The sequence below is a fragment of the Pelagibaculum spongiae genome (assembly GCF_003097315.1).
Classification (GTDB): domain Bacteria; phylum Pseudomonadota; class Gammaproteobacteria; order Enterobacterales; family Pelagibaculaceae; genus Pelagibaculum; species Pelagibaculum spongiae.
Genome location: NZ_QDDL01000002.1, coordinates 295,003 through 317,073 on the forward strand (window position 1 = coordinate 295,003; position 22,071 = coordinate 317,073).

The 22,071-nt window shown below is 42.9% G+C and carries 18 protein-coding genes and 1 tRNA gene; 12 read left to right on the plus strand and 7 right to left on the minus strand.

Annotated features, from left to right (window positions below; all coding sequences use genetic code 11):
• Window positions 1-36: 36 nt before the first annotated feature.
• Window positions 37-651, minus strand: coding sequence for a hypothetical protein (locus DC094_RS07280; protein WP_116686462.1), 615 nt, complete (start codon window positions 649-651; stop codon window positions 37-39).
• A 48-nt stretch (window positions 652-699) separates the two neighbouring features.
• The gene (locus tag DC094_RS07285) at window positions 700-1,308 is read right to left on the minus strand and encodes an HAD family hydrolase (protein ID WP_116686463.1); all 609 of its coding nucleotides are present in this window, start codon (window positions 1,306-1,308) and stop codon (window positions 700-702) included.
• 370 nt (window positions 1,309-1,678) lie between these two features.
• Between DC094_RS07285 and DC094_RS07290 the strand changes: the two genes are divergently transcribed.
• From DC094_RS07290 to DC094_RS07325, 7 genes are all read left to right on the plus strand, one after another.
• On the plus strand, window positions 1,679-2,791 hold the full coding sequence (locus DC094_RS07290) for an MBL fold metallo-hydrolase (protein ID WP_116686464.1): 1,113 nt from the start codon (window positions 1,679-1,681) through the stop codon (window positions 2,789-2,791).
• 350 nt (window positions 2,792-3,141) lie between these two features.
• The gene (locus tag DC094_RS07300; RefSeq protein WP_133245494.1) at window positions 3,142-4,215 is read left to right on the plus strand and encodes a hypothetical protein; all 1,074 of its coding nucleotides are present in this window, start codon (window positions 3,142-3,144) and stop codon (window positions 4,213-4,215) included.
• Window positions 4,216-4,965: 750 nt separating this feature from the next.
• Window positions 4,966-5,931, plus strand: coding sequence for a helix-turn-helix transcriptional regulator (locus tag DC094_RS07305; protein WP_116686467.1), 966 nt, complete (start codon window positions 4,966-4,968; stop codon window positions 5,929-5,931).
• 10 nt (window positions 5,932-5,941) lie between these two features.
• Complete coding sequence (locus DC094_RS07310) at window positions 5,942-6,556, plus strand: hypothetical protein (protein ID WP_116686468.1); 615 nt, start codon at window positions 5,942-5,944, stop codon at window positions 6,554-6,556.
• 9 nt (window positions 6,557-6,565) lie between these two features.
• A complete protein-coding gene (locus tag DC094_RS07315; protein WP_116686469.1) occupies window positions 6,566-8,059 on the plus strand; it encodes an AI-2E family transporter in 1,494 nt (497 codons plus the stop codon).
• A 99-nt stretch (window positions 8,060-8,158) separates the two neighbouring features.
• On the plus strand, window positions 8,159-9,235 hold the full coding sequence (locus DC094_RS07320) for an ion transporter (RefSeq protein WP_116686470.1): 1,077 nt from the start codon (window positions 8,159-8,161) through the stop codon (window positions 9,233-9,235).
• A 303-nt stretch (window positions 9,236-9,538) separates the two neighbouring features.
• Window positions 9,539-9,961, plus strand: coding sequence for a hypothetical protein (locus DC094_RS07325; RefSeq protein ID WP_116686471.1), 423 nt, complete (start codon window positions 9,539-9,541; stop codon window positions 9,959-9,961).
• 358 nt (window positions 9,962-10,319) lie between these two features.
• On the opposite strand, the gene DC094_RS07330 is transcribed toward DC094_RS07325, so the two are convergent.
• Window positions 10,320-10,409 (minus strand) — tRNA-Ser (locus tag DC094_RS07330).
• A gap of 402 nt (window positions 10,410-10,811) precedes the next feature.
• On the opposite strand from DC094_RS07330, the gene DC094_RS07335 reads away from it, so the two are divergent.
• Window positions 10,812-11,426, plus strand: coding sequence for a glutaredoxin domain-containing protein (locus tag DC094_RS07335; protein WP_116686472.1), 615 nt, complete (start codon window positions 10,812-10,814; stop codon window positions 11,424-11,426).
• Window positions 11,427-11,677: 251 nt separating this feature from the next.
• Here the strand turns inward: DC094_RS07335 and DC094_RS07340 are convergent, their stop codons facing one another.
• From DC094_RS07340 to queG, 4 genes are all read right to left on the minus strand, one after another.
• Window positions 11,678-12,229: a hypothetical protein gene (locus DC094_RS07340; protein ID WP_116686473.1), complete on the minus strand. Its 552-nt coding sequence runs from the start codon at window positions 12,227-12,229 to the stop codon at window positions 11,678-11,680.
• A gap of 543 nt (window positions 12,230-12,772) precedes the next feature.
• A complete protein-coding gene (locus DC094_RS07345) occupies window positions 12,773-13,219 on the minus strand; it encodes a serine protease external chaperone (RefSeq protein ID WP_116686474.1) in 447 nt (148 codons plus the stop codon).
• Between the two features lie 36 nt (window positions 13,220-13,255).
• Window positions 13,256-15,337 carry a S8 family serine peptidase gene (locus tag DC094_RS07350; RefSeq protein ID WP_158527249.1) on the minus strand — a complete coding sequence of 694 codons (2,082 nt, stop codon included), beginning with the start codon at window positions 15,335-15,337 and terminating at the stop codon, window positions 13,256-13,258.
• A 53-nt stretch (window positions 15,338-15,390) separates the two neighbouring features.
• Window positions 15,391-16,569 carry a tRNA epoxyqueuosine(34) reductase QueG gene (gene queG / locus DC094_RS07355; RefSeq protein WP_241503988.1) on the minus strand — a complete coding sequence of 393 codons (1,179 nt, stop codon included), beginning with the start codon at window positions 16,567-16,569 and terminating at the stop codon, window positions 15,391-15,393.
• A gap of 45 nt (window positions 16,570-16,614) precedes the next feature.
• Between queG and DC094_RS07360 the strand changes: the two genes are divergently transcribed.
• From DC094_RS07360 to mutL, 4 genes are read left to right on the plus strand one after another with little or no spacing between them, the layout of a single operon-like run.
• Window positions 16,615-18,138, plus strand: coding sequence for an NAD(P)H-hydrate dehydratase (locus DC094_RS07360; RefSeq protein WP_158527250.1), 1,524 nt, complete (start codon window positions 16,615-16,617; stop codon window positions 18,136-18,138).
• Window positions 18,132-18,605: a tRNA (adenosine(37)-N6)-threonylcarbamoyltransferase complex ATPase subunit type 1 TsaE gene (gene tsaE / locus DC094_RS07365; protein ID WP_116686477.1), complete on the plus strand. Its 474-nt coding sequence runs from the start codon at window positions 18,132-18,134 to the stop codon at window positions 18,603-18,605. Before DC094_RS07360 ends, tsaE begins: the two co-directional genes overlap by 7 nt.
• Window positions 18,606-18,611: 6 nt before the next feature.
• On the plus strand, window positions 18,612-19,931 hold the full coding sequence (locus tag DC094_RS07370) for an N-acetylmuramoyl-L-alanine amidase (RefSeq protein WP_116686478.1): 1,320 nt from the start codon (window positions 18,612-18,614) through the stop codon (window positions 19,929-19,931).
• A gap of 39 nt (window positions 19,932-19,970) precedes the next feature.
• Window positions 19,971-21,893, plus strand: coding sequence for a DNA mismatch repair endonuclease MutL (gene mutL / locus DC094_RS07375; protein ID WP_116686479.1), 1,923 nt, complete (start codon window positions 19,971-19,973; stop codon window positions 21,891-21,893).
• Window positions 21,894-22,071 lie beyond the last annotated feature (178 nt).

Here is a 22,071-nt window from a genome sequence, read left to right on the forward strand (position 1 = left end):
TTAGAAAAACCTGGGATTTTAGAAAAACCTGAAATTTTAGCAAAAACTAAAGTCTGGCTCTTCTCTTCCGGTTTCTTTTTCCATTTGTTCAATTGCGCGTCTTTCTTCGTCACTTTCCCAAATGATTCCATAACAATTATCAAATGGGATTACTATTTTGATAGACGCTATTTCTTTTGTCGTGTCTTCGCATACAATCCAGAGGGTTGCGCCAGGTATTTCTTCCGGATTTAAATAGGTGTGGCAAAACAGAAGAGATTCTCGAATAAACCTATGACTATCAGGATATCGAGAAGGATATTGAATTTCTCTAGCTCTAATGTTTTCAGAGACTGAATTAAATTGATTGCCGGTATAATCAAATGAAAAAACTCGTTTTTTTTCACGCAAACTTATTATTTCTGAATAATAAGCCTTCAAAGAACAGTCAGCTCCGAACTTATGAATATTTAGATCTCGATTAAACGTATCTCTTATCTTTAATCTTGTCGCAATCATTAAAGACCTAGCTCGCTCTCTAAAATAGACTTTCCTCATTCTATCTGGAGTTCCCGGAGGCGATGCAACTCCCAACTCATCACCAAGAGAAAGCGGCCGAGCTTTTAGCTTCGATTTCGACCTAGGCTTCGGCCTTTCACTAGAAAAATCCATACTCCATCCATGAAGTGATAATTATTGGATTGATTCTAGCAGGATAAATTAAGCAGGATAAATCTCACCACAGCGACCTTTATTGATCAGCACGCAATCCATACCACCACTATGAGCTGCCTCACGGCCAATTTCAGTATCTTCAAAAACCAGACATTTTTTTGGTTCAATACCCAGCTTTTCTGCAGCTAACAGGAAAGTATCAGGATGTGGTTTATGGTTTTCAACATCATTGGCAGTCACCACCGCATCCATATACTGCTCAAGCCCGGTATTACGCAGCACACGATCGGCATTAGTTCTTGGAGAACCAGTGCCAATCGCCATGGGTAACTTGCCATGATAATGGCGCACCAGATTCAACATACTGGCAAAGCTGTCAGCACGATTAATGTTTTGCAAGTAATGGGCTCTTTTCGCCTTGGTGGCAGCAAGCGTATCGATACGCAACCCTTGCTCCTTGTTGATGATCGCTGCAATTTTACGAGCAGGTACACCACCCAGCTGATTGAGCCGAACCGGGTCAAACTTAAAACCAAACTCATCGGCAATCGATTGCCAGGCATTTAAGTGCAATGGCATGGAATCAACCAATGTGCCGTCTAGGTCGAAAATCAAAGCATCGTAAGCGGTTAGGTCGAGCGTCAAGGGATCCATCAAAATTACCGTTGATTGGCTACATTCACAGTGTACTGACCCAGAGATTATGCCGTTACTTGCTCCTGTCAGTCAGATTCTATCTTAGCGGATTAATTCGACTGCCTGACGGAAAAAATCTCTGTCGTGAAAGCCAAGCGACCACTAAAGCCAGTTAGCCCTATTAAAATTTCTAGCAAAATGTTTGGCAAAATTACAAGCATCGGCCGCTGATACAAATAAGCAGTAAGAACACCAATCCCCTTGAAATTACTGTGGTAATTGGTTGGAGTGAGCGACTACTTCAAAAAATGTCATAGCAAACATACCGTGACAGCTCGATCGGTTTCTGGCACAAAGTAACTATTCGCTATTCATAAGACTAATAACAATGTTGCGATCATTGGTTAAAGAAACATTTAACAGCAGCGCCCAGCTGCCACGACCTATCCTTTCTGGCATTTTACTCACAGCAATCTTAATAACCGGCTGCGCTAGTCAGGTTAGCCACCTTCCGATATTAAAAAACTCACCAAAACACGCAAAAGTGCTTGCCAGAGCTAATGTAAACGCTCCAACCGAACAAGCCTCAAGCAAGTTGCAAGTTCAGTACCTTGGGGTTAGCGGATTTAAGCTCAGCTACAATGGCAGCTCAATTCTGACTGCACCTTCATTTTCAAATCCGGCATTTTGGGGCTTTCCACCCGCTCCTTTTATGGCATTTCAGCCTGACACCCAACGAATCGACCGGTTAATGCAGCAAGTAGATGCCCAACAAGCCAGCATGATTCTGGTCGGCCATGCCCATTACGACCATTTAATGGATGTGCCCTATATCGCTAATCAGTTTGCCGACAAGGCTATGATCATCGGCTCAAAAACCACCAAGCACAGCATTGCTTCCCAAGTCAGCTCACAGCGAATTATCCCGGTGAATAAAATTGCTGCCAAAGACGATCAACCCGGTCAATGGATTTATAGCCAAGACAAAAAAGTACGGGTGATGGCAATTGAATCAGAACATGCGCCACATATTCTGGGCATTAAATTTCTGCAAGGCAGCTATCAGAAAGATTTACCTCAGCTTCCAAAAACTATTGGCGGATGGGTAGAAGGTAAAACCTACGCTTATTTAATCGATTTTTTAGAGAACAATGGCGAGATAGCCTACCGAGTGCATTTCCAAGATGCCGCCAGCACACCACCTTTAGGTTTTGTTCCCAACTTGCCACAAAGCCAGCAAAAACGTGTTGATGCCGCGATTCATTGCGTCGCCGCCTATGACCAGGTCGATGATTATCCCAACCTGCTGGTACAAAAAATGCAGCCAAAAATCAGTATTCTTGCTCATTGGGAAGATTTTTTTGGCAACCAACCCGATGGTGAACAGCAAGGTGTTCGGCTGACTTCAATAGAAGGCTTTATCGGTGAACTGGAATCGGTTCAGGCAAAAGACGCCAAATGGATTATGCCAAAACCGATGGTGACGTTTGAGGTGGAGTAACATTAACCAGATGATCTTCAAAAGAGCCAACTAATTTATATGAATTAATCGTTGCATTTAATCTTGCATTATTTGACGGATATAGCGCATATAACTCCCTGGTGCGCCCACAGGCTTACCTAGGCTACGAAAACCAATCAGTTTTAATTAATAAATCTCTGATATTTAAATTAATGCTGTACTAAACGTAGGTTGGGTAAGCCTTAAGGCGCACCCAACAATCACTTAAAACAAAGAGCTGTCTTCTACTACCACTATTATATTCTGACAAGCTTACCAAACCGGCAGCTTTCATTTGTAGCAAACAGTTCTTGCTGGTTTTTAAATATAAAATAATAAGGAATAACAAGATGATCAGTAAAGTTCGCGGCTTCAGCAAATACCAAAAAGACATAGTAAAATCGCTCAACAAAGAACTAGGAACCGGCACCCCCTTTAGCTTTGAGAAAACCAACAACAACCATTTAAAAATACTCATCAATGGCATAGCCAAACCGCTATACACTTCTAGCACACCTTCCGATAGAAAAAGTGCCATCAACTTTATGGCTGACGTGAAAACCGCCATTAAAAATGCATCACTCCCCCGACCCAGCCGACCAGCTAATAACGTGCCCCCACCCGGTCAGGCACGAAAACAATTCTATTTCGACAAACTATATGATGCTGCAGTAAAAGCATTACGCAATAAAATTGATGAATTCGCAGAAAATGAATCGAAAATCATTTGTTCAGAAAACGACTTGGAAATGTTAAAGCCCAGCCGGTTGGCATTGGCCGAACAATTACTTTCTTATGCAAAGAACAATGATAAGCGCAGCGCTTACTTAACCAACAAAGATATCAAAGAATTAACCACTAAAATACTTAAGCATATTAATTTCATGCTGCCAAGCGCTGCCTTTTACAGTGAACAACTACAACAGATTCAAGAAAATGAAATGTCAGAAAAACAACCTATCACCGTGCTAGCTAAACCATTAACTAAAAAATCAGCAGAAGTAGTACAAGCAACCGTGCAAACAACAACACAAGCAGCAGCACCGATACTAGCCACAACACCGCCAACCAAACCCAAGAATCTAACCGAGCAGCAAACTAATAATACCGATTTGCAAACAGGCACATTGCCGCAAACTCATGTTCTACAGCCCCACACACAGCAACAACAGGATGACTCAATCGACAACCCAGCAATCCTGCTGGCAGGCAAAAATGCTGAGTCTCAAATACATTGGTTGCAACAGCTAGATATGCTGCAATTACAGCAGTTACAAGAAAACATTCAACAAGCCATTATTCAAAAAACCGAAAAAAATATCGAGCAAGTCGTCGCCTTAATAGAACAAAACGACCTACCGATTGACGTCATCTTACAAAAGCTGGCTGAGCGTAATATTCAACCAGCAAAACTTGAAGATTGAAGATTTTTAGTAACGAAGAAATTTCCATAATCGCTATGAATTTAAAACTATTGACTACTCTCGATATTTCCAGGCCATTACTTGGAAGTATCGAGAGTAACAATACACGAGCAATCCTCTAACAAAATGCTTTCAACACACCGAACACAACTCTTCAGCATCCTTTTCAAAGAAAAACAGTCTCGCCAAAGTTAATATTGTTGTATGCCGCAATAGCTTCATTTAACATGCAACAAAAAAGATTGTCATGTTTATTGATGCGACACAAGTTGTCGCATGGCTTTGCATAATAGGCTTATCAACATTGAGGAGCTGAATATGCACCCTGGAGCACCCTACTTCTTTATCTGTTTGAAATGTAAACATCGTTTTACTCGACCTATCAATTTGGGGATATGCTGCCCAAGCTGCAAATCATGGCGAGTCACAAAAGATCATACTGTTTTCAAATAGCTACTTTGGAGTCGCACCAGAATGCCTGCAAAGATGCTATATGGCGCATATTCGACAAATAGATTAAGCAATACGGTTACAGAAACAAACAGAAGTAGATCAACAAAAATCAGACAACGAAAAAGACACATAACTAGCAAGAATAGGCATTATGAAAAACAGTCAAGGATTAAACAGCTATTCGGAAATTTTGATGCCGCAATTTCTCTTATTATTTTCCTGCCGTCCTTGGTTACTGCAATTTGGCTGCTGCTTATTGCCACTGGCAGGGCTTAATGCTCTAAGGCATAGCCACTAATGGCCGCCAACGAAGATAACCTCGAATTCACCTTGAGCTTACTAGCACAGATTCCCAGTCGCCCAAGCAGAACATCAGTATCTGAGCTACTTGATGCTTTATCGGCAGAATATACGTGTAGCGAAAGAAAAATTCAGCGCAAGTTAAAATTTCTAACCGAGCAGGGTTATATCGAACAAGACAATCGAAGCAAACCCTACGGTTATTGGTTAATCAAAAAACCTGATTTTTTAAGCGCTGCAGGGTTAACCGCTCAACAATCGCTATTGCTTAAATTGGCTGAAGACCACCTAACCAATCTATTACCAGTTAGTGTGATGCGTTCGATGAAACCAATTTTTCAGCAGGCCGAATTGCAAGTTAACCAAATTAATTCTGCTGACAAACCAGAGTCTCAATGGCTCAATAAAGTCCGCCTGGTTAGCGAAACCCAGCCTTTGTTAGCACCAGCCATTGCTGATGGTATTTTCGAAACCATCAGCGAAGCGTTGTATCACGACAAATACCTCGACCTTCGCTACAAAAATGCCAAAGGCCAGCAAAAAGATAAACAAGGCATCATGCCACTTGGTATGGCCCAGCAAGGCAAACGAATTTATTTAGTCTGTCGTTTTCCCGGCTACGACAACGAACGCAGCCTGGCATTACACCGAATAGAAAGCGCTAAAAAATCGACGCTAGGCTTTAAACGCCCAACAGACTTCGATTTAAAAAAATACGACAACGACGGCCGCTTTGGATTTGGAGAAGGCAAAAAATGCCGCCTCAGCTTCCATATCAAAAAAAGCGCCGGGCACCATCTATCAGAAACAAAACTTTCAGAAGATCAAACCATCGAACCCTCTAAAGAACACAAAGATTATTTACACATCACCGCCACCGTCATCGACTCCAAACAGCTACACATGTGGCTGAATAGCTTTGGGGAAGATGTGTGGGGCATTACAACTAAGCAAAAAAGTTAAGGAGAAAATTATGAGTTTTTGGAAAGTACTAGGCGGAGCTGCCGCAGGTGTCGCATGTATAGTCGCTCTACCTGTTGCTGGTCCAATTGGGGCAGTTACTGCTGCCGGTGCTGCCATCGCCGGCACTCTTGGTGCAACAGCTGGCGGTATTGCTGAAGCAATGGATGATAGCGAAGAAGAAGCAGAAAAAAGAGGAGAAGAACGGGCAGCAGCAGAATATGATAAAAAATATGAAAAGCTGTTAGTAGCCTTTGAAGATGCAAAGAGTAGAATTAAAGATACTGAAGGATATTTTAATTTAATTATTGCAATGGAAGCTGTTGGGCTAGCTTGTGCTAATTGTGATGGTGAAATTTCTGAGAATGAACGCTTGGAAATAGATACGTTTATCGCTGGATCCGTTGCAGGAAATTTACCAGAAAATATTAAGAAAAAAATCCAAAGTATTGCTGACAACCCACCAAATATCACTACCGCTTTTCACTATGCAAGTAAAGTTGGTTTAAATTCAACAGAGTTATTTGAAGATATCATTGAAATAGTCATGGAAGCTGATGGATACCGCGCTTCAGAAGAAGAGAAGTTCAAATCTCAGTGGAATCAGCTTGTAGAAATGGCATCATAGGAGCTTATCATGTCAAGTAGACTGGATAGATACAAAAAACAAAAGCAGATTATTGAAGCATCGAGAAAGAAAAAATTTATCAAAGAGCTTCCAACACCTAATGAAGTAACTGAGCTTTTATCTCAAAAAGTTGACTTCGAATCGATAAATAATACTCTGCTTGATGATCTTCCAGTCTACAACTTGGAAGTAAGCGAGAAAGAAATCTCTGATTCACTTAAAGAATTAGACAAACAATTCAACAAGGAAAAATACGACATACTATTTCAGTCTAGCAAAGAAGTTTTAATTGATCAGTTACTTACCCCATTAAAGTTAAGTAGGTCAGATTTAGAGAGCACCGACAGAAATTTCAATTATGACAGAAATGAATATACTAAATCACCCAAAAGTGTTGGAGGTGAAGGTGATTCATTTACTACTCAGAGAGACAAGCTAAAACGATCACAAACAAATAGCGCGGGAGAAATCCAAGATACATATACTGGTAAATCTCATAATGAAAAAGAGATGGATCTCGACCATGTTAAATCTTTAAAAGATTTTCATGACGATGGTGGATATATGCTTTCCGATGCTGAGAAACGACAGTTTGCTGCTGACTCCGGCAATCATGAGTTTACACATTCAAGCATAAACAGGTCTAAAGGAGAGAAAGATCTTAATGAATTCGCTCAAAATAATGACAACATAGATAAACGCCGAACAAATGCTGCTCATGATAGAGCAAGCAAGACATCTGAGAAATATGTTCCTCAAGGAAATATTGATAAAACAATATTCATTGCAAAAAAAGGCGCTCAAGATGGAGTTAAGAGTGGCGCTCATCAAGGTATGCAGCATGGGGTAGCTTCTATTCTATCTGAATTGATTTCATCTGTTTTTTATGAAGTACAAGATATTTTCAATAACGGCTGGAAAGGTGGGAAATACAACAATTCTTGGATTGATGCTCTCAAGGAGAGACTATCTCGTATAAAGGATAAGATTTTATCAAAATGGAAAACATTCGTTAAATCTTTTGCAGACGGTGCATTTTCTGGTTTTATTTCTTCGATATTTACTGCAATACTGAATATGTTTATACGAACAGGTTCCAATATTGTCAGAATTATAAGAGAAAGTTTTTTATCCCTCACCAAAGCCTTAAAAGTTTTACTCTCCCCTCCAGATGGGATGACTACACGGCAAGCCGCACACGAGGCTAGCAAGGTTCTGGCTACAGGAATAGTCATCACCGGTGGCGTTATTGCCGGCGAAGCACTTTCAACTCTTTTAAATGGCATACCTTTTTCCGATATTATTTCGATGGTTTTGACTGGAATGCTGTCTGGCCTCGGTTCTCTGCTAGTTGTCTTTTTACTAGATAAACTTGACTTGTTTGGTATCAATAAATCTGAACGTCACAATTTTATTATAGGAACTCTAGATTCTAAAATATCTTCCCACACTGAAGAAATGGAAAAAATAATTGATGACTTAGGTCTAAGTTATGATGGATAGCTAGCCAAAAAACATTCATTGAGCCAATTTAGATAAATTGGCTCAATTTTAAAAATAAAAACTTTTTTAACATTTCCACCATAAATCATAAGTAATCACATGGATACTCAACCAATAAAAATTCTCACTGAAAGCAAGCTGTTTGAAGTTACGGTGCTTTTAGTAATCATGTTAACTGCTATTATTGTCGGCGCTCAGACCTTTCCTGCAGCCCAGCCTTATATGCCGTTACTCAACTGGCTCGACAATATTGTTACGGTTATTTTGCTTGTTGAAATGGGTATGCGCCTTATTTCATCTCCAAGCAAATCTGCATATATAAAAGACCCTTGGAACATACTTGATCTTTTGATTTTGGCTATCTGCCTTGCACCCATTCCTGATGGCGAAATGTCGATGGTTATGCGGTTGCTTCGAGTCTTTCGTGTTGCTCGAATTATTATTTTAGTACCAGAGCTGAAAGTACTACTGAACTCGCTTATGCGTTCTATTCCGCAAATAGGCTATGTTCTCTGTCTTTTGTTTTTATTCTTTTATATTTATGCAGTTATCGGCACAACTGCTTTTGCCAAGGTTAACCCTGAGTTATGGGGAGATATTTCTCTGTCATTACTGACACTATTTAGAATTATGACGTTAGAAGGCTGGACAGATGTGATGTATCAGACCATGGAGGTATATCCACTTTCCTGGACTTATTATTTATCATTCATATTTTTTACTGCTTTTGCGTTTTTGAATATGATCATTGGTGTTTTAGTAAACAACCTGGAGCAGGAAAGTAATAAAGAATCTGGCATGACAAAAGAAGATTACGACCGCATCGAAAGCAAAATCAATCAACTACTAGAGCAACCTGCCAGCTCACAACCGATAAATACCACTTCTGATGTTTCTTTGGAAAGCCCGTTATCGCAAATTGAGGTCAGCTATAACAGCCTCAAAGAACGTGGTGATCAGGGCGATCTTAATTATGACGAAATACTACTCATGAGTGCGCTGAAATACGCAATTGAAAACTATAAATGCCAATGGAAATCTCCTGAAGGCCGAGCTCTAGAAAAATTGATGCAGCAGTACCCTCCTGAGCCACAATTAAAACCAAGCCAACAAGAATTATCTGCAACGCAGATATCTCAAGGCAGCAATTCGTTGGCTACAGATTCTATTGTTTAGAACCTTTTGGATTACCAATAATACTTCACCTCCATGTGACTGGACCCCGCCATTCCCTCACGGGATGACGGCTCCAGTGACATTCTTTAATTCAGCCGCTCCAAGTACAGCTCTATCCAACAGCTACAACCTCTAAACAAGCAAACCTTTTATTTGAAAGTGATGTAACGTTTGGCAAGACGGTGACCGATGCAAAAAATTTTTACTTCGACCTAAGACTTTAGAACCATTGAAGGCTGCACAACATCAAGAGAGAATACATCCAAAACCAATAACAATTACCGCAGTATTCGAGGTGTCGTCATGGAAAGTATTATCAAGCTATTAGCCTACCCTAGTACGACTTTTGCATCCTGGGTTGAAACGGCTGGCGGCCCAACTAGTGTTGCTGTTTTCACTCTGGTTATCGCCATGTTGCCTGCATTGGCGTGCAACCCATTTAGTAAAAGCATTAAGGGCTATCTGGGCTCTACCCTGCTGCTGGGCGGCATCTATTTTTTGTGGTTTTTGCTGTTAACCGTCATGAAGTCTTATAACGCGGGCGTCGGCAATTTATTTTTTGAAATGGCGGCTTTGATGTCTGTCGGTATTGTCGCCACTGGAATCTACCAAGGGTTGCTGGCAGTGACCATGCCCAGGCGGTTACGGCTGGTGTTATTGCCGCACAGCTTATTGCTGGCTCTGGTGATTGCGATGCGCTTGGGCATGCCTTACCTAGGGAAGTAAACAGTCAGAAGATTGGGAGATTTGAATTGGAGAATGAGTTGAAGGGTTGAGTTGGAGAGTAAGCTGAAGGGTTAAGCGCTTCTCATCGACATCCTGACAGATAATTGCTCCCGGCATGATCTGCATTCCTCACATTCATGTGACATACATTTCTTCCTGGTAAATCGTCACACCGGCATCCTGACAGATAATTGCTCCCGGCATTATTTGCATTCCTCACATCCATGTGAGTTCCTCCTTGTGACATACATTACGTCCTGGTAAATCGTCACACCGGCATCCTGCCTCCTTGTGACATACATTACGTCCCTGTAAATAAAAAAGCCGCTGATTCAATGAATCAGCGGCTTTCAGTATTTGGCGGAGGGATAGGGATTTGAACCCTAGAAGGTCGTTAAACCTTGCCGGTTTTCAAGACCGGTGCTTTCAACCGCTCAGCCATCCCTCCTGAGCGGCAGAAATACTACTTCGGCCACTATTCAATGTAAAGATTTTTTCTGGTATTTGCTTTTCAAACCTTCTGAAAAAACTCTTTCCCTTATTTTGTAAAGGGTTTATCAAAAACTATCCCGACGAGCTGTTGCTTCCAAGATCAATCTTTTTACTGCGCTTCAGAGCTAACAGCAGTAAAACGGGCAACTTGTTTTATCTGACCAAAATATCAAAACAGCTTTACCACCAGTCGCTAAGTTACTCGCCTGAGTTGCCGAACATCAGTAGAACTTAATGTAAGCATTTGATCTTATTAAATCCCGCAAGCCAGAACAACCAATGTTTGAATCGCCAACTGAATTGTCTACTTCTATGCTTGTCATAATTTAATAACAGAAACAACAGGCTCAATATAAGCATGAACAACCCAGTCAAAATTACTGTTTTCCGCTGGGCAGGTGCCTGGGGACCTTTCAAAGTGAATATTCCTTGCGGAGAATGTTCACTTACCAAAGACATTATTACTGATTGTATTGAGACTGATCTGGCAGGAATCGATGTCGAATTAGATATGCGCGACTGGCTCACCGAATGGTGGAAGCCGTTAAGCAAAGGTGGCTGGCATGCGCCCATTGTATTAGTGAATGGCCAGCTGGTTTCCCAAGGCGCTGCATTAAATCGTGGGCTATTGACCCAAGCTGCAATTGAAGCTGCCAAGACTGGCACACCGATGCAAGGCAATCATATTTTTGGCAAGGTCAGTTGCCCTCACTGTGTTCGTGCCAAAGAATATTTAACTCAAGCTGGCGTTGATTTTGAATACCACGATGTAGTGAAATCTGAAAAAGCACTTTATGAAATGTTGGCTCGCGTTAAGCCAATTATTGGTCCAAAAACACCGGTTACTGTTCCACAAATCTGGATTAATGGACAATACATTGGCGGCGCTGACGACTTGAAAAAAGTATTGGGACTGGAAAATATCGAAGCTAACCCGGACCGGGGGCAATGCTCTTTATCTCCGAGTCGTTAACTTTAATCTTCCAGTCTATTTATTCATTTCGACTTATGTTTTATTTTCAGAAAAACTGCAAAATTGAACAAATTTAGGAGCTAAAGAATTTAAAGTTTCCCTGGATATTGTAGGTTTAATGAACACTAGCGAAATCAGACATCTGGCGATAGGTTCCAAAAGTGTCTGATTGCGCCGAAGGCTTATCAAACCTACATACAGCATAATGTTCGGTATCTTGGAAAAGAGGATGTTTATTATATTTCACTGCCTTAACCCGGCCAATTTTCTCCGGCGCTGCAATCTTCAACCAATAATTGATTATTTCTTGAATCATTATCGATAAAAACCTGATTGGTTGCAGATTTGGGGTATTGCCATGATTTACATTGCGCACTTTGTCCAGGGCCTACCACGATTTTTTCACCTGTTTTAATTTCACATTGACTGAGCATATTCAATTCGCTCCATGAAGGGCAAATTCCATTTTTAATTCGGTATTCATCGCGCGTTCCCATCGGCTTTTCAAAAGACCACCAGCGGCCATATTTGCTGTAACTTTTATCGCTATTCCAAACCCGATAAACAATTACTGGTTTGGCTGCCTGATACACCTTGCCCATACATAAACCACCTTTACCCGGCTCACCCATTGCGGCCTGTAATAGTTGCGCGTCTTTTACTTCCACCAACCCTTGCGGCATTGCATCAATCTGACCAACACAATCAGCATTTGTGATAGCTACCGGCTGCAGCACGGCACAACCACTACCAAACGCAGTAATGGTAAATAAAAGTACTGCTCTTAATAAAATGGGGCGCATTAGCATCTCCTTGCTTGAATATACTCCGGCCGCAGTTAACGCTGACGGCATTCTTGCCATAGCATAGACAAAGTTACCTACATCAGAGCAGATTGCTGAAAATTATGTTTTTCACTTAGAAGGATCTGATTGTTTTTTGACCAGAACTAGAATGATCGATTACTTTTTGTTTGGCGTTTGTACGTTTTTTGATCAGATTTTTTACTGCTTGTTAAAACGATAGCCGACAGCAACTTGCGAAGTGACTGGCGACTTGCTGACAAGCTAACCACAAAGTTATCCACAGATACTTGTGATAAGTGCGGCATTCCTAAGTACAACACTCGCTTAGCAATGCAACTATTTTTATTTACTGCAACAACAACCAACCGAGAAATATCTAGTAGTAGCAAAGAGATACCACTACATCATGCGGGGCTGTATATACATACAGTTCGATGTAATCCGAACTATAGCGCTCGCTGGCAACAAAGCGGGAGGGTCACACAGAGAAAATTATACCCAAGCATTATTCGCCCAAATTAATCTGTGATTTTGAAAAAACTAATAAGACATTGGTTGTACCCGGGGCAAGATCATATCCGGTTCTACGCTATTAACACCTGCGGTTACCTTAAGTGCTTCGATTAATTGTTGAAGATCGCTTCCCGGCTCAGTCGCCACAATAAATATACCCGGTGCTACTCGTGCTTTAATGCTTAATCGGCTGTCTTGCAATATCACTTGTTCACTCACATCTCGATGCAGTCGAACAATTAAATCGCCGGTGATTGTCGCAATATTCGGCTGATTCGGTAAAAGAATTTGTTGGCCTTTAAACAAACCATGCACTTGCTCACTGCCGCCATTTTTCTGCTGATATAACGAATTATCTTGCATATGATAGGTCGGCATATTGGCTTTGTGATCATCAACCGTTGCTTGAGCACTTGCACAACCCATATTAAATAATTGCACTATGGTGATACCGATAAAAGTTAGCCTTTTCATTTCGACCTCTTGTAGCTTATTTTAAAGTTTTTGAGCTTAATGCCCAAGAACCCGAATTTTCCAGTTGGTTAAAATTCCAGGGGTACTGTTATCTGATACATTCAAAGTTGAACTGCCTCGAAGGTAACTGATTGTTGCCCCACTGGTATCAACTAACTTGATTTTCCAAATACCATTGGCTGACTCACCATAAAAAGCATGGCTTAACATCAGGGTATCATTATATCCCGTGACATCTTGAACATTCGGTATTTGGTTACCCAGAAAAGAATTATTCGGCGTCATAATAATACTTTCTGTACCCGCAGGACTAATCAAAACAATCGCTAAATCTTGAATTCTTTCATGGGTCGCAGTTAATCGAACTTGAACCATCTCCACGGTCAAACTACTCGTGATAGTAGTTTCATCGAAAGCGCCTGTAGTGCTGTTATTTGGAATACTTTGGGTTAATGCACCGCTGTCTATCCAACCTATATTATTAAAAGTTCCTAGGTCGGTATTCCAAGCCTTCGCTGCTGCGACAGCTGCATCAACATTCACTCGACCAAAACCAAATTTATTATTGTAAGAGTAGCTTGCGTCATTAGGCACCCAACCATCGTGAACCACAAAACTAGAACTGCCAACTGTTAGCTCATCATCGGCATCACCACCTTGACCATCCTGAACTTTCTCTGCAGTAGTCAGTAAAATATGCCGAACTTCACGCCAATCCAGTGCCGGGTTCGCATCAAGAATAAGCGCTATTGCTCCGCTAATAATTGGGGTTGCTGCTGAAGTACCATTCATAACATTGCTGTAATTACACTGAGGATTTAAAGCATGTATGCCAGAAAGGAACGGGTAGCGCGTCACACTAGAAAAACTGGATGATCTACTAATACCTGAATTACAGCCGCTTCTATCGGTAGTAATAATTGCTGGCTCACTTCCTTCTGCCTCATTGTTATTGACTAAAAGCGTATTACTCGTTGCGCTACCATATTCACCACCAGGAGCTGAAATAAAAACATTACTACCCCAAGTTGAGTAGCTAGCGATATCTCCAGCTGCATTTATTGCACTAACAACTGTGGTGTAGCCATAAGCATTAAACGGGCTCTGGTTACTATTTTGAAAGGGTAGTTCAGAAGATGCAGATCTTTGATAGTTTGTTTCGTTGAAATAAATACGATCAAACCCATTACCTGACGCTTTAATATAAAAACGCCCCAACCCATCAAACAAATTAGAATTAATCACCTGATCTTCAATATGAGCAAGCTCAGAGTCGTTATGCCCCCCGCCTTGCGGTTCAATATAATTAACACCATAACTCATGTTGTAAATTCTGGCAGTATTTTCTCCACCACCATGGCTAGCAGTAAAATTAGCTAAACTTTGTGCACTCAAATAATTAAATCCAATTAAATTAGCATTGGGAGCAACGCCTCTACCGCCTAAATCATTCCAGCCTTTCGAAGCAATAATTCCAGCCACCGCAGTGCCATGAAAATCTGAAATGCTCGCTGGCGTAGGATCGCTATCACCCCCAACAAAATCACGAGATCCGCTAACAATATTGGGTTGTAAGTCTTCATGAGCAATTTCCAAACCACCATCAACCACCGCAACGGTAATGCCGCTACCATCGATACCTTCTTTAATTGTTTGGGTAAGATTAATGTCTTCACCAGCGGTACCCGCATAAAAAGCAAAAGCTTTTTGCCCGGTATTTTGCAAATGCCATTGCTGAGAAAACAATGGATCATCTTTCATTTTCAGAGTAATAGTTTTATCGACAAGCTGAGTTTGTGAATCGCTATAACGGTAATTAATCACTTGCTCGCCAGAATTTTCAGTTGAAAAATAACTAAACCTGCCATTAGAAGCATCTAGCAGAGTAAATTCAGCAGGTGCGTTTATAACAGAAAAAATATAAGGCTGATTGCCCGCGATAGCACCTGGCAAAGTGCTGTGAAATGTTTGACCAATTGAAACAGAAAAGTCATCAGCAGGCGTGCTTGATGAACCAGAACTGCCACCACAAGCATTAATCAAAAAAGTAATAACTAAAACAATAGATAATTTGGTATTTTTTTTAATTTGATAATAAATATTATTAAGCCGCTGCACTGTCACTCCTGACAAACTTCTCAAAGTAATCAGCAGTTCATCGCTGATTAGATTTACGAAACCTGCTGCAGCGCCCATTGAATATGTTCGTTCACTACAGCAGTACTATTTATTTCAGCTTCTTTAAGCGCTGAAATAATCTGTGGTTGCTGTTGAATGTCTTTCGCCAACGCATTACCCAGTGCAATTGCCAAATTCCGCTGCCAGCGTTCAAAACCAGCACGACGAATCGGTGAGCCTTCGGTATTTTTCAGAAACTGTGCTTCGTCCCATTGGAACAATTCCAGTAACTGAGCGTTGTCGAGTTTTTGCCTTGGCTGGAAGTCATCTTCAACAGACAATTTAGCGAAGCGATTCCAAGGACAAACTAACTGACAATCATCACAACCATAGATTCGATTTCCCATCATTGAGCGTAGCTCAACTGGGATGGATCCAGGGTGCTCAATTGTCAAATATGAGATACATCTTCGTGCATCTAGTTGATAAGGTCCTGTTATCGCTTGGGTCGGACAAATATCAATGCACGCAGAACATTTGCCGCAGTGGCCTTTAACTGGTTGCTCAGTCGCCAATGGCAAATTAATAAATAACTCAGCAAGGAAAAACCACGAACCATGCTTTCGATTGAGTAATAAAGTGTGCTTACCGATCCAGCCCATACCGCCTTGCTCAGCAATTTGCCGCTCCATCACCGGTGCACTATCAACAAATGGCCGGTAAACTAGCTTAAAATCAGCGTTTAATTCAGACAGTTTATTTTCCAGCTGCTTGCCTAAATTGGTTAAGCGCTTGCGAATCAACTTGTGATAGTCACGGCCCAGTGCATAACGAGAAACATAGGCTTTATCTGGCTGAGACAATAATTGAATCGACTGTTTTTCTGGCAAGTAATCCATAGCAAACGAGACTACTCGACAAGTTTCCGGTAGCAATTTAGCAGGCTCGGCTCGCAAGTCGTGATTACGCGCTAGGTAATCCATTTCCCCGTGCAAGCCTTGATCAACCCATTGTTGAAACTTCTCTGACTCTACTGCTAAATCTGGATTACTCACCACTACTTGAGCAAAACCTAATTCGGCAGCTTGCTGCTTTAACCAGCTTTGGATTTCAGATAGTTGTTGTTCGGTAAATGGATTCATTAATTCGGCCTTTGTCTCAATCTTTAGTGCGGCTTTTGGCTCAGCTTTAGATTTAATGTGTGGGTGATGATCGGAACCTGCGGCTGTCATATACTGCCTTTTCAACTAAATATTTTTATGCCTGAGAAGAAACCAATGGCCCAAAACCGATCGACAACTCAGGCGCTCTACCTGAATCATCAGGTCAGAGATATTGATTATACCGCGATTCATCGACTGCCAGCGCATTTGCGTATCGATGGTTACGCTTTGATGTGCCGGGCCGGGCTGGCAGCTTTCAAGCAATTGCGCCAGCACTGGCCTACCTGCCAATCATTACTAGTGTTTACTGGACCGGGTAATAACGGCGGCGATGCTTGGGTGGTTGCAAAACTAGCGCATCAAGCCGGTATCTCAGTCCAAGTGATTTTTATTTCAGCTCCGACGAGTCAATCCTGCATTCAAGCTGCCGCCGATTATCATGCAGCTGGCGGCACCAGCAAAGCTGTCGATTTTCAAATGCTTGATCAAGATTTGGCAAAGGCTGATTGTTTAGTTGATGGTTTGTTAGGCAGCGGCTTTTCTGGTGTGCTTCGTGGTGATTATCCACAACTGATTCAGATGATAAATGCTGCGAATAAACCCTTATTGGCACTCGACATACCTTCCGGGCTAAATGGCGATAACGGCGTAGCATCAGCCAGCACTATTGTTGCCGATCTGACTATTAGCTTTATCGCCGCGACTTTAGGCTTATTCACTGCCGATGCCAGCCATTTCACTGGAAAAGTGATTGTTGAAGATTTGCAGTTGCCCGCGCAGGCATTCCTTGCTCATGTACCAGTTGGCCACTTGCTAGATAGCCAATTACCAAAAAGTCTTATCCAACCGCGTCATGGCAATAGCTATAAAAACCATCACGGCCATTTGTTATTAGCCGGCGGCAGCCAAAATATGGGCGGTGCAATTTTACTAGCTGCCACCGCAGCAGCTAAAACGGGTGCCGGGCTAGTGAGTAGCTTGGTTAATGATAATTATTGCCCGGCATTTACTGCAGCGCATCCGGGCATTATGTTCGCTGGCTGGAAATCGGCTGATCTGCAATTAATGTTGAATAAAGCCAACGCATTGGTGATTGGCCCGGGCATGGGACAAAGCAGCCAAGCGCAGCAATTAGTTTCAGCCTTGATCGACAATGACTTACCTAAAGTGATCGATGCCGACGCCTTAAATTTACTTGCCAGCCAAGCTGCTCTCACCGACAAATTACAAAAGAATGCACCGCTAGTAATCACTCCGCATCCGGGTGAAGCGGCTAGATTGTTAAATATTTCCACGATTGAAGTGCAATCTGATCGGTTATCTGCGGTTAAATTACTACAACAAAAATTCGGCGGCGTTGCGGTTTTAAAAGGTGCTGGCAGTTTAATTTACGATGGCCAGCAACTATGGTGTTGCCCGTTTGGAAACCCCGGCATGGCGGTTGCTGGTATGGGTGATCTGCTAGCAGGTATCATAGGCAGCTTTTTGGCCCAAGGGCATAGCGCACTCAACAGTGCCTGCCTCGGCGTTTTGATTCATGCGCAAGCTGGCGACATCGCCGCAGATGCCGGCCAAATTGGCTTACAAGCCGTAGATTTACTGCCCAGTTTAAGAGGATTGGTTAACCCGACATGTTAGCAAGCAAAACATTTCCCCAGCTCGACCAAGGTTCGATGCTACAACTCGCTCAACTGTTAGCTGAGCAACTGCAGTGGCCGATGGTTATTTTTCTTGAAGGTGATTTAGGCGCGGGTAAAACCACTTTTAGCCGTGGATTAATTCAGTCGCTTGGCCATAAGGGCAATGTGAAAAGCCCAACTTACACTTTGGTTGAGCCCTATGAAGATTTAATCGCTGGGCCGGTTTATCATTTCGACCTGTATCGATTAGCTGACCCTGAAGAGTTGGAGTTCATGGGAATTCGCGACTATCTCGATCATGCGGTATGTTTGGTGGAATGGTCAGAACGTGGGCAGGGTATTTTGCCGCAAGCGGATTTAATTATTCACCTGACCTATGCAGAAAATGGCAACAGTCGCGATCTGACTATCGAAGGCCTTTCAGTTCAAGGCCAACTTATTATTGAAAACTGGCAGGCAATTTAACTTTTAATGAAGCGTCGCGATATTTTACTTGGCCTGGCCCTACTTCCCCAGTTGATCCAACAAGCAACCGCTAAATCGGTTGCATCAAGCAATTTTGCCAAACTCAAAGGGCTTCGTATCTGGAGCGCACCAGATTCGACTCGTTTGGTGTTGGATCTTTCTCGCCCGGTAAAACATCAGGTGTTTCCATTAACCAATCCCGATCGTTTGGTCATCGATTTACAAGATTGCCAATGGAGCGCTTCACTTCCCAACCCGGCGAAAAGTTATATCAACCAAATTCGTTTTGGCGTTCGGCAAAAGCGTGACTTGCGATTGGTGCTCGATTTAAATCAGACAGTTCAGCCAAGAAGCATTGCTTTACGCCCTTCTGGTGAATACGGCCACCGGCTGTTAATTGAATTGAAAAACGCCGAGAAAAAACAAAAACCACTGACCGCACAACAATATGAACAACCTGGCAAACTTCGTGATGTCGTGGTGGCAATCGATGCCGGCCATGGTGGCGAAGATCCCGGTGCAATCGGCGGTAAAGGTTCGCGGGAAAAACATGTCACTCTGGCAATTGCCAAAGCTTTAGCCACCGAAATTAATCGCCGCAGAGGCATGAAAGCGGTGTTAATTCGTAAAAGTGATTACTACATTCCACTGCGAAAGCGAGTCACATTAGCTCGCAAAGCTCGAGCTGATTTATTTATATCGATTCACGCCGATGCATTTAAAGACAAACGCGCCCGCGGCGCTTCAGTATTTGCCCTGTCTCGCAGAGGGGCTTCAAGCGAACAAGCTCGCTGGTTAGCCAAACAGGAAAACAGCTCTGATTTGATTGGCGGCGTCAGCTTGGACGATAAAGATCAAGTATTGGCTTCGGTATTGCTCGATTTATCACAAAATGAATCAATCCGACAAAGTATGGATTTAGCCAGCGGTGTTTTAGGCAAGCTGGGCAGAGTCGGTCGATTGCATAGTAAAAAAGTCGGTCAGGCTGGTTTTGCTGTTTTAAAATCACCTGATATTCCGTCGATTCTGGTCGAAACCGGTTTTATTACTAACCCAACCGAAGAAAAAAACCTCAATAGCCGTAATCATCGAGCAAAAATTGCTAAGGCAATTGCCAGCGGCTTTGACCAATATTTGCAGCGCAACCCAATTGCTGGCACCCGTTTAGCAGCACCGACAGCGACTCGCAGTCAATATGTAGTGTCTGGTGGTGACACGCTTTCGGGGATTGCGGTTAAATACCGGGTTTCGATCGCTAGCCTGAAACGTCATAATAAGCTTCGCTCAGATCGCCTGCGAGTTGGCCAGGTACTGAGAATTCCATAATCCAATGCTTCGCCAGCAATAACAGAAAAGTAAATTCCTGTGACTGAAACTTCTCGAATTCAAAGACTCGGTGCTCGTCTGGCTAACCAGATTGCCGCCGGTGAAGTGGTTGAACGCCCAGCATCTGTGGTTAAAGAGCTGGTAGAAAACAGCTTGGATGCAGGTGCCAGCCGAGTCGATATTGAAATCGAGCAAGGTGGCATTAAGCTGATCCGGATTCGCGATAACGGCAGCGGCATTCATAAAGACGACTTGGCATTGTCTTTATCCCGTCACGCCACCAGTAAAATTGTTTCGCTAGAAGATTTAGAACAAGTAGAAAGCCTCGGCTTTCGTGGTGAGGCCTTAGCTTCAATCAATTCTGTTTCTCGCATGAAGCTCACTTCACGCACCGAAGCTGACAAAACTGCTTGGGAAGTAGAAGCCGAAGGTCGAGAGATGGAAATCTCAATTAAACCGGCAGCGCATCCCAAAGGCACTACTTTAGAAGTTAAAGACTTGTTCTTTAATACGCCCGCTCGGCGTAAATTCCTCAAAAAAGAAAAAACCGAATTCAATCATCTGGAAGAAGTGGTTAAACGATTGGCGCTCAGTCGTTTTGATATTGCGGTTAATTTAAGTCACAACCGCAAAAATATTTTCTCTCTGCCTGCAGTTAAAAAGCACACTGATCAAAATGCCATGGCCGCCAGAATTGGCCGAGTCTGTGGCAGTAAATTCATTCAGGAATCGGTGTATATCGAGCAGCAAGCGCTGGGTTACAAATTATCTGGGTGGATGGGTTTGCCGACCTTTTCTCGCAGCCAGGCCGACATGCAATATTTCTACGTTAATGGCCGGATGGTGCGTGACCGAGTCGTGGTTCACGCAGTCAAACAGGCGTATCGGGATGTGTTGTACCATGGTCGACATCCGGCGTTTGTTTTGTTTTTTGAGTTGGATCCATCGACGGTTGATGTCAACGCACATCCGACCAAACACGAAGTGCGTTTCCGTGAAAGCCGCAGCGTGCATGACTTTCTGTTTCGCAGTCTGCACAAGGCACTGGCCGCACTGCGGCCGGAAGATCAGCCAGAGCCTGCAGCGACCAGCTTTCAGGCGAATACTTCAGGCGAACTAGTCAATCAGCAAACCTTGCCCGAAGAAATCGCTCCAGTGCAAAACAGTATGGATTTATCGGCTCGCCGGGCCAGTTTTTCTAGCGGTGCAAGTAGTGGTGTTAGCAGCGGGAGTTTTTCTAAAACTAGCGGCCCTTCTGCATCTCGGGTTGCTGAAGAAATGCGCAGCTATGGCGCGTTGCATCCACAAGCAGGAAATGCCGCACCGGCGTTCGTTGAGACTGCTCCAGATCCGCTACTCGCTGTTGAAGCCAGAGATATTCCACCACTCGGTTTTGCAATTGCCCAATTGAAAGGCATTTATATTCTGGCCGAAGATGCCGAAGGTTTGGTGCTAGTCGATATGCATGCCGCCCATGAACGCATTACCTATGAACGCATGAAACACGCTTGGCACAGCGAAGGCTTGAAAGTCACCCCAATGCTGGTGCCAATTGAAGTTTCTGTTAGTGAACGAGAGGCCGCGCTAGCCGAAAGTACTACTGACGAATTGCTACAACTTGGGTTGGAAGTGCAGCGATTGGGGCCTGAATCTTTGGCACTTAGATCGATTCCTGCTTTATTACGCGGCGCCAATGGCGAGCAGCTATTGCGCGATATTCTTTCTGACTTGTCTGAGCACGGGCAGAGTCAGCGAATTAAAAATAATATTAATGAATTGCTGGGCACCATGGCTTGCCATGGTTCAGTGCGTGCCAATCGCCGCCTGACCATTGATGAAATGAATGCTCTGCTGCGAGATATGGAAGCCACGGAAAGAAGTGGTCAATGTAATCATGGAAGACCTACCTGGACGCGTTTATCAATGGTAGCGCTGGATAAATTATTCCTTCGAGGGCAGTAGGTTGGATAAGCGCAGCGCCATCCGACATTTTTGTAATTAACGGTGCAGGCGCTTTTCTTGTGCGGCGTTTCTTCTATTTTGAGATGGCGCTGCAATGAGTAAAACATCAACAGTAACACCTGATTTTAGCGGCCAAAAAGCCATGGCCAAGCAACCAAATTTATTCCTTCGGGGACGT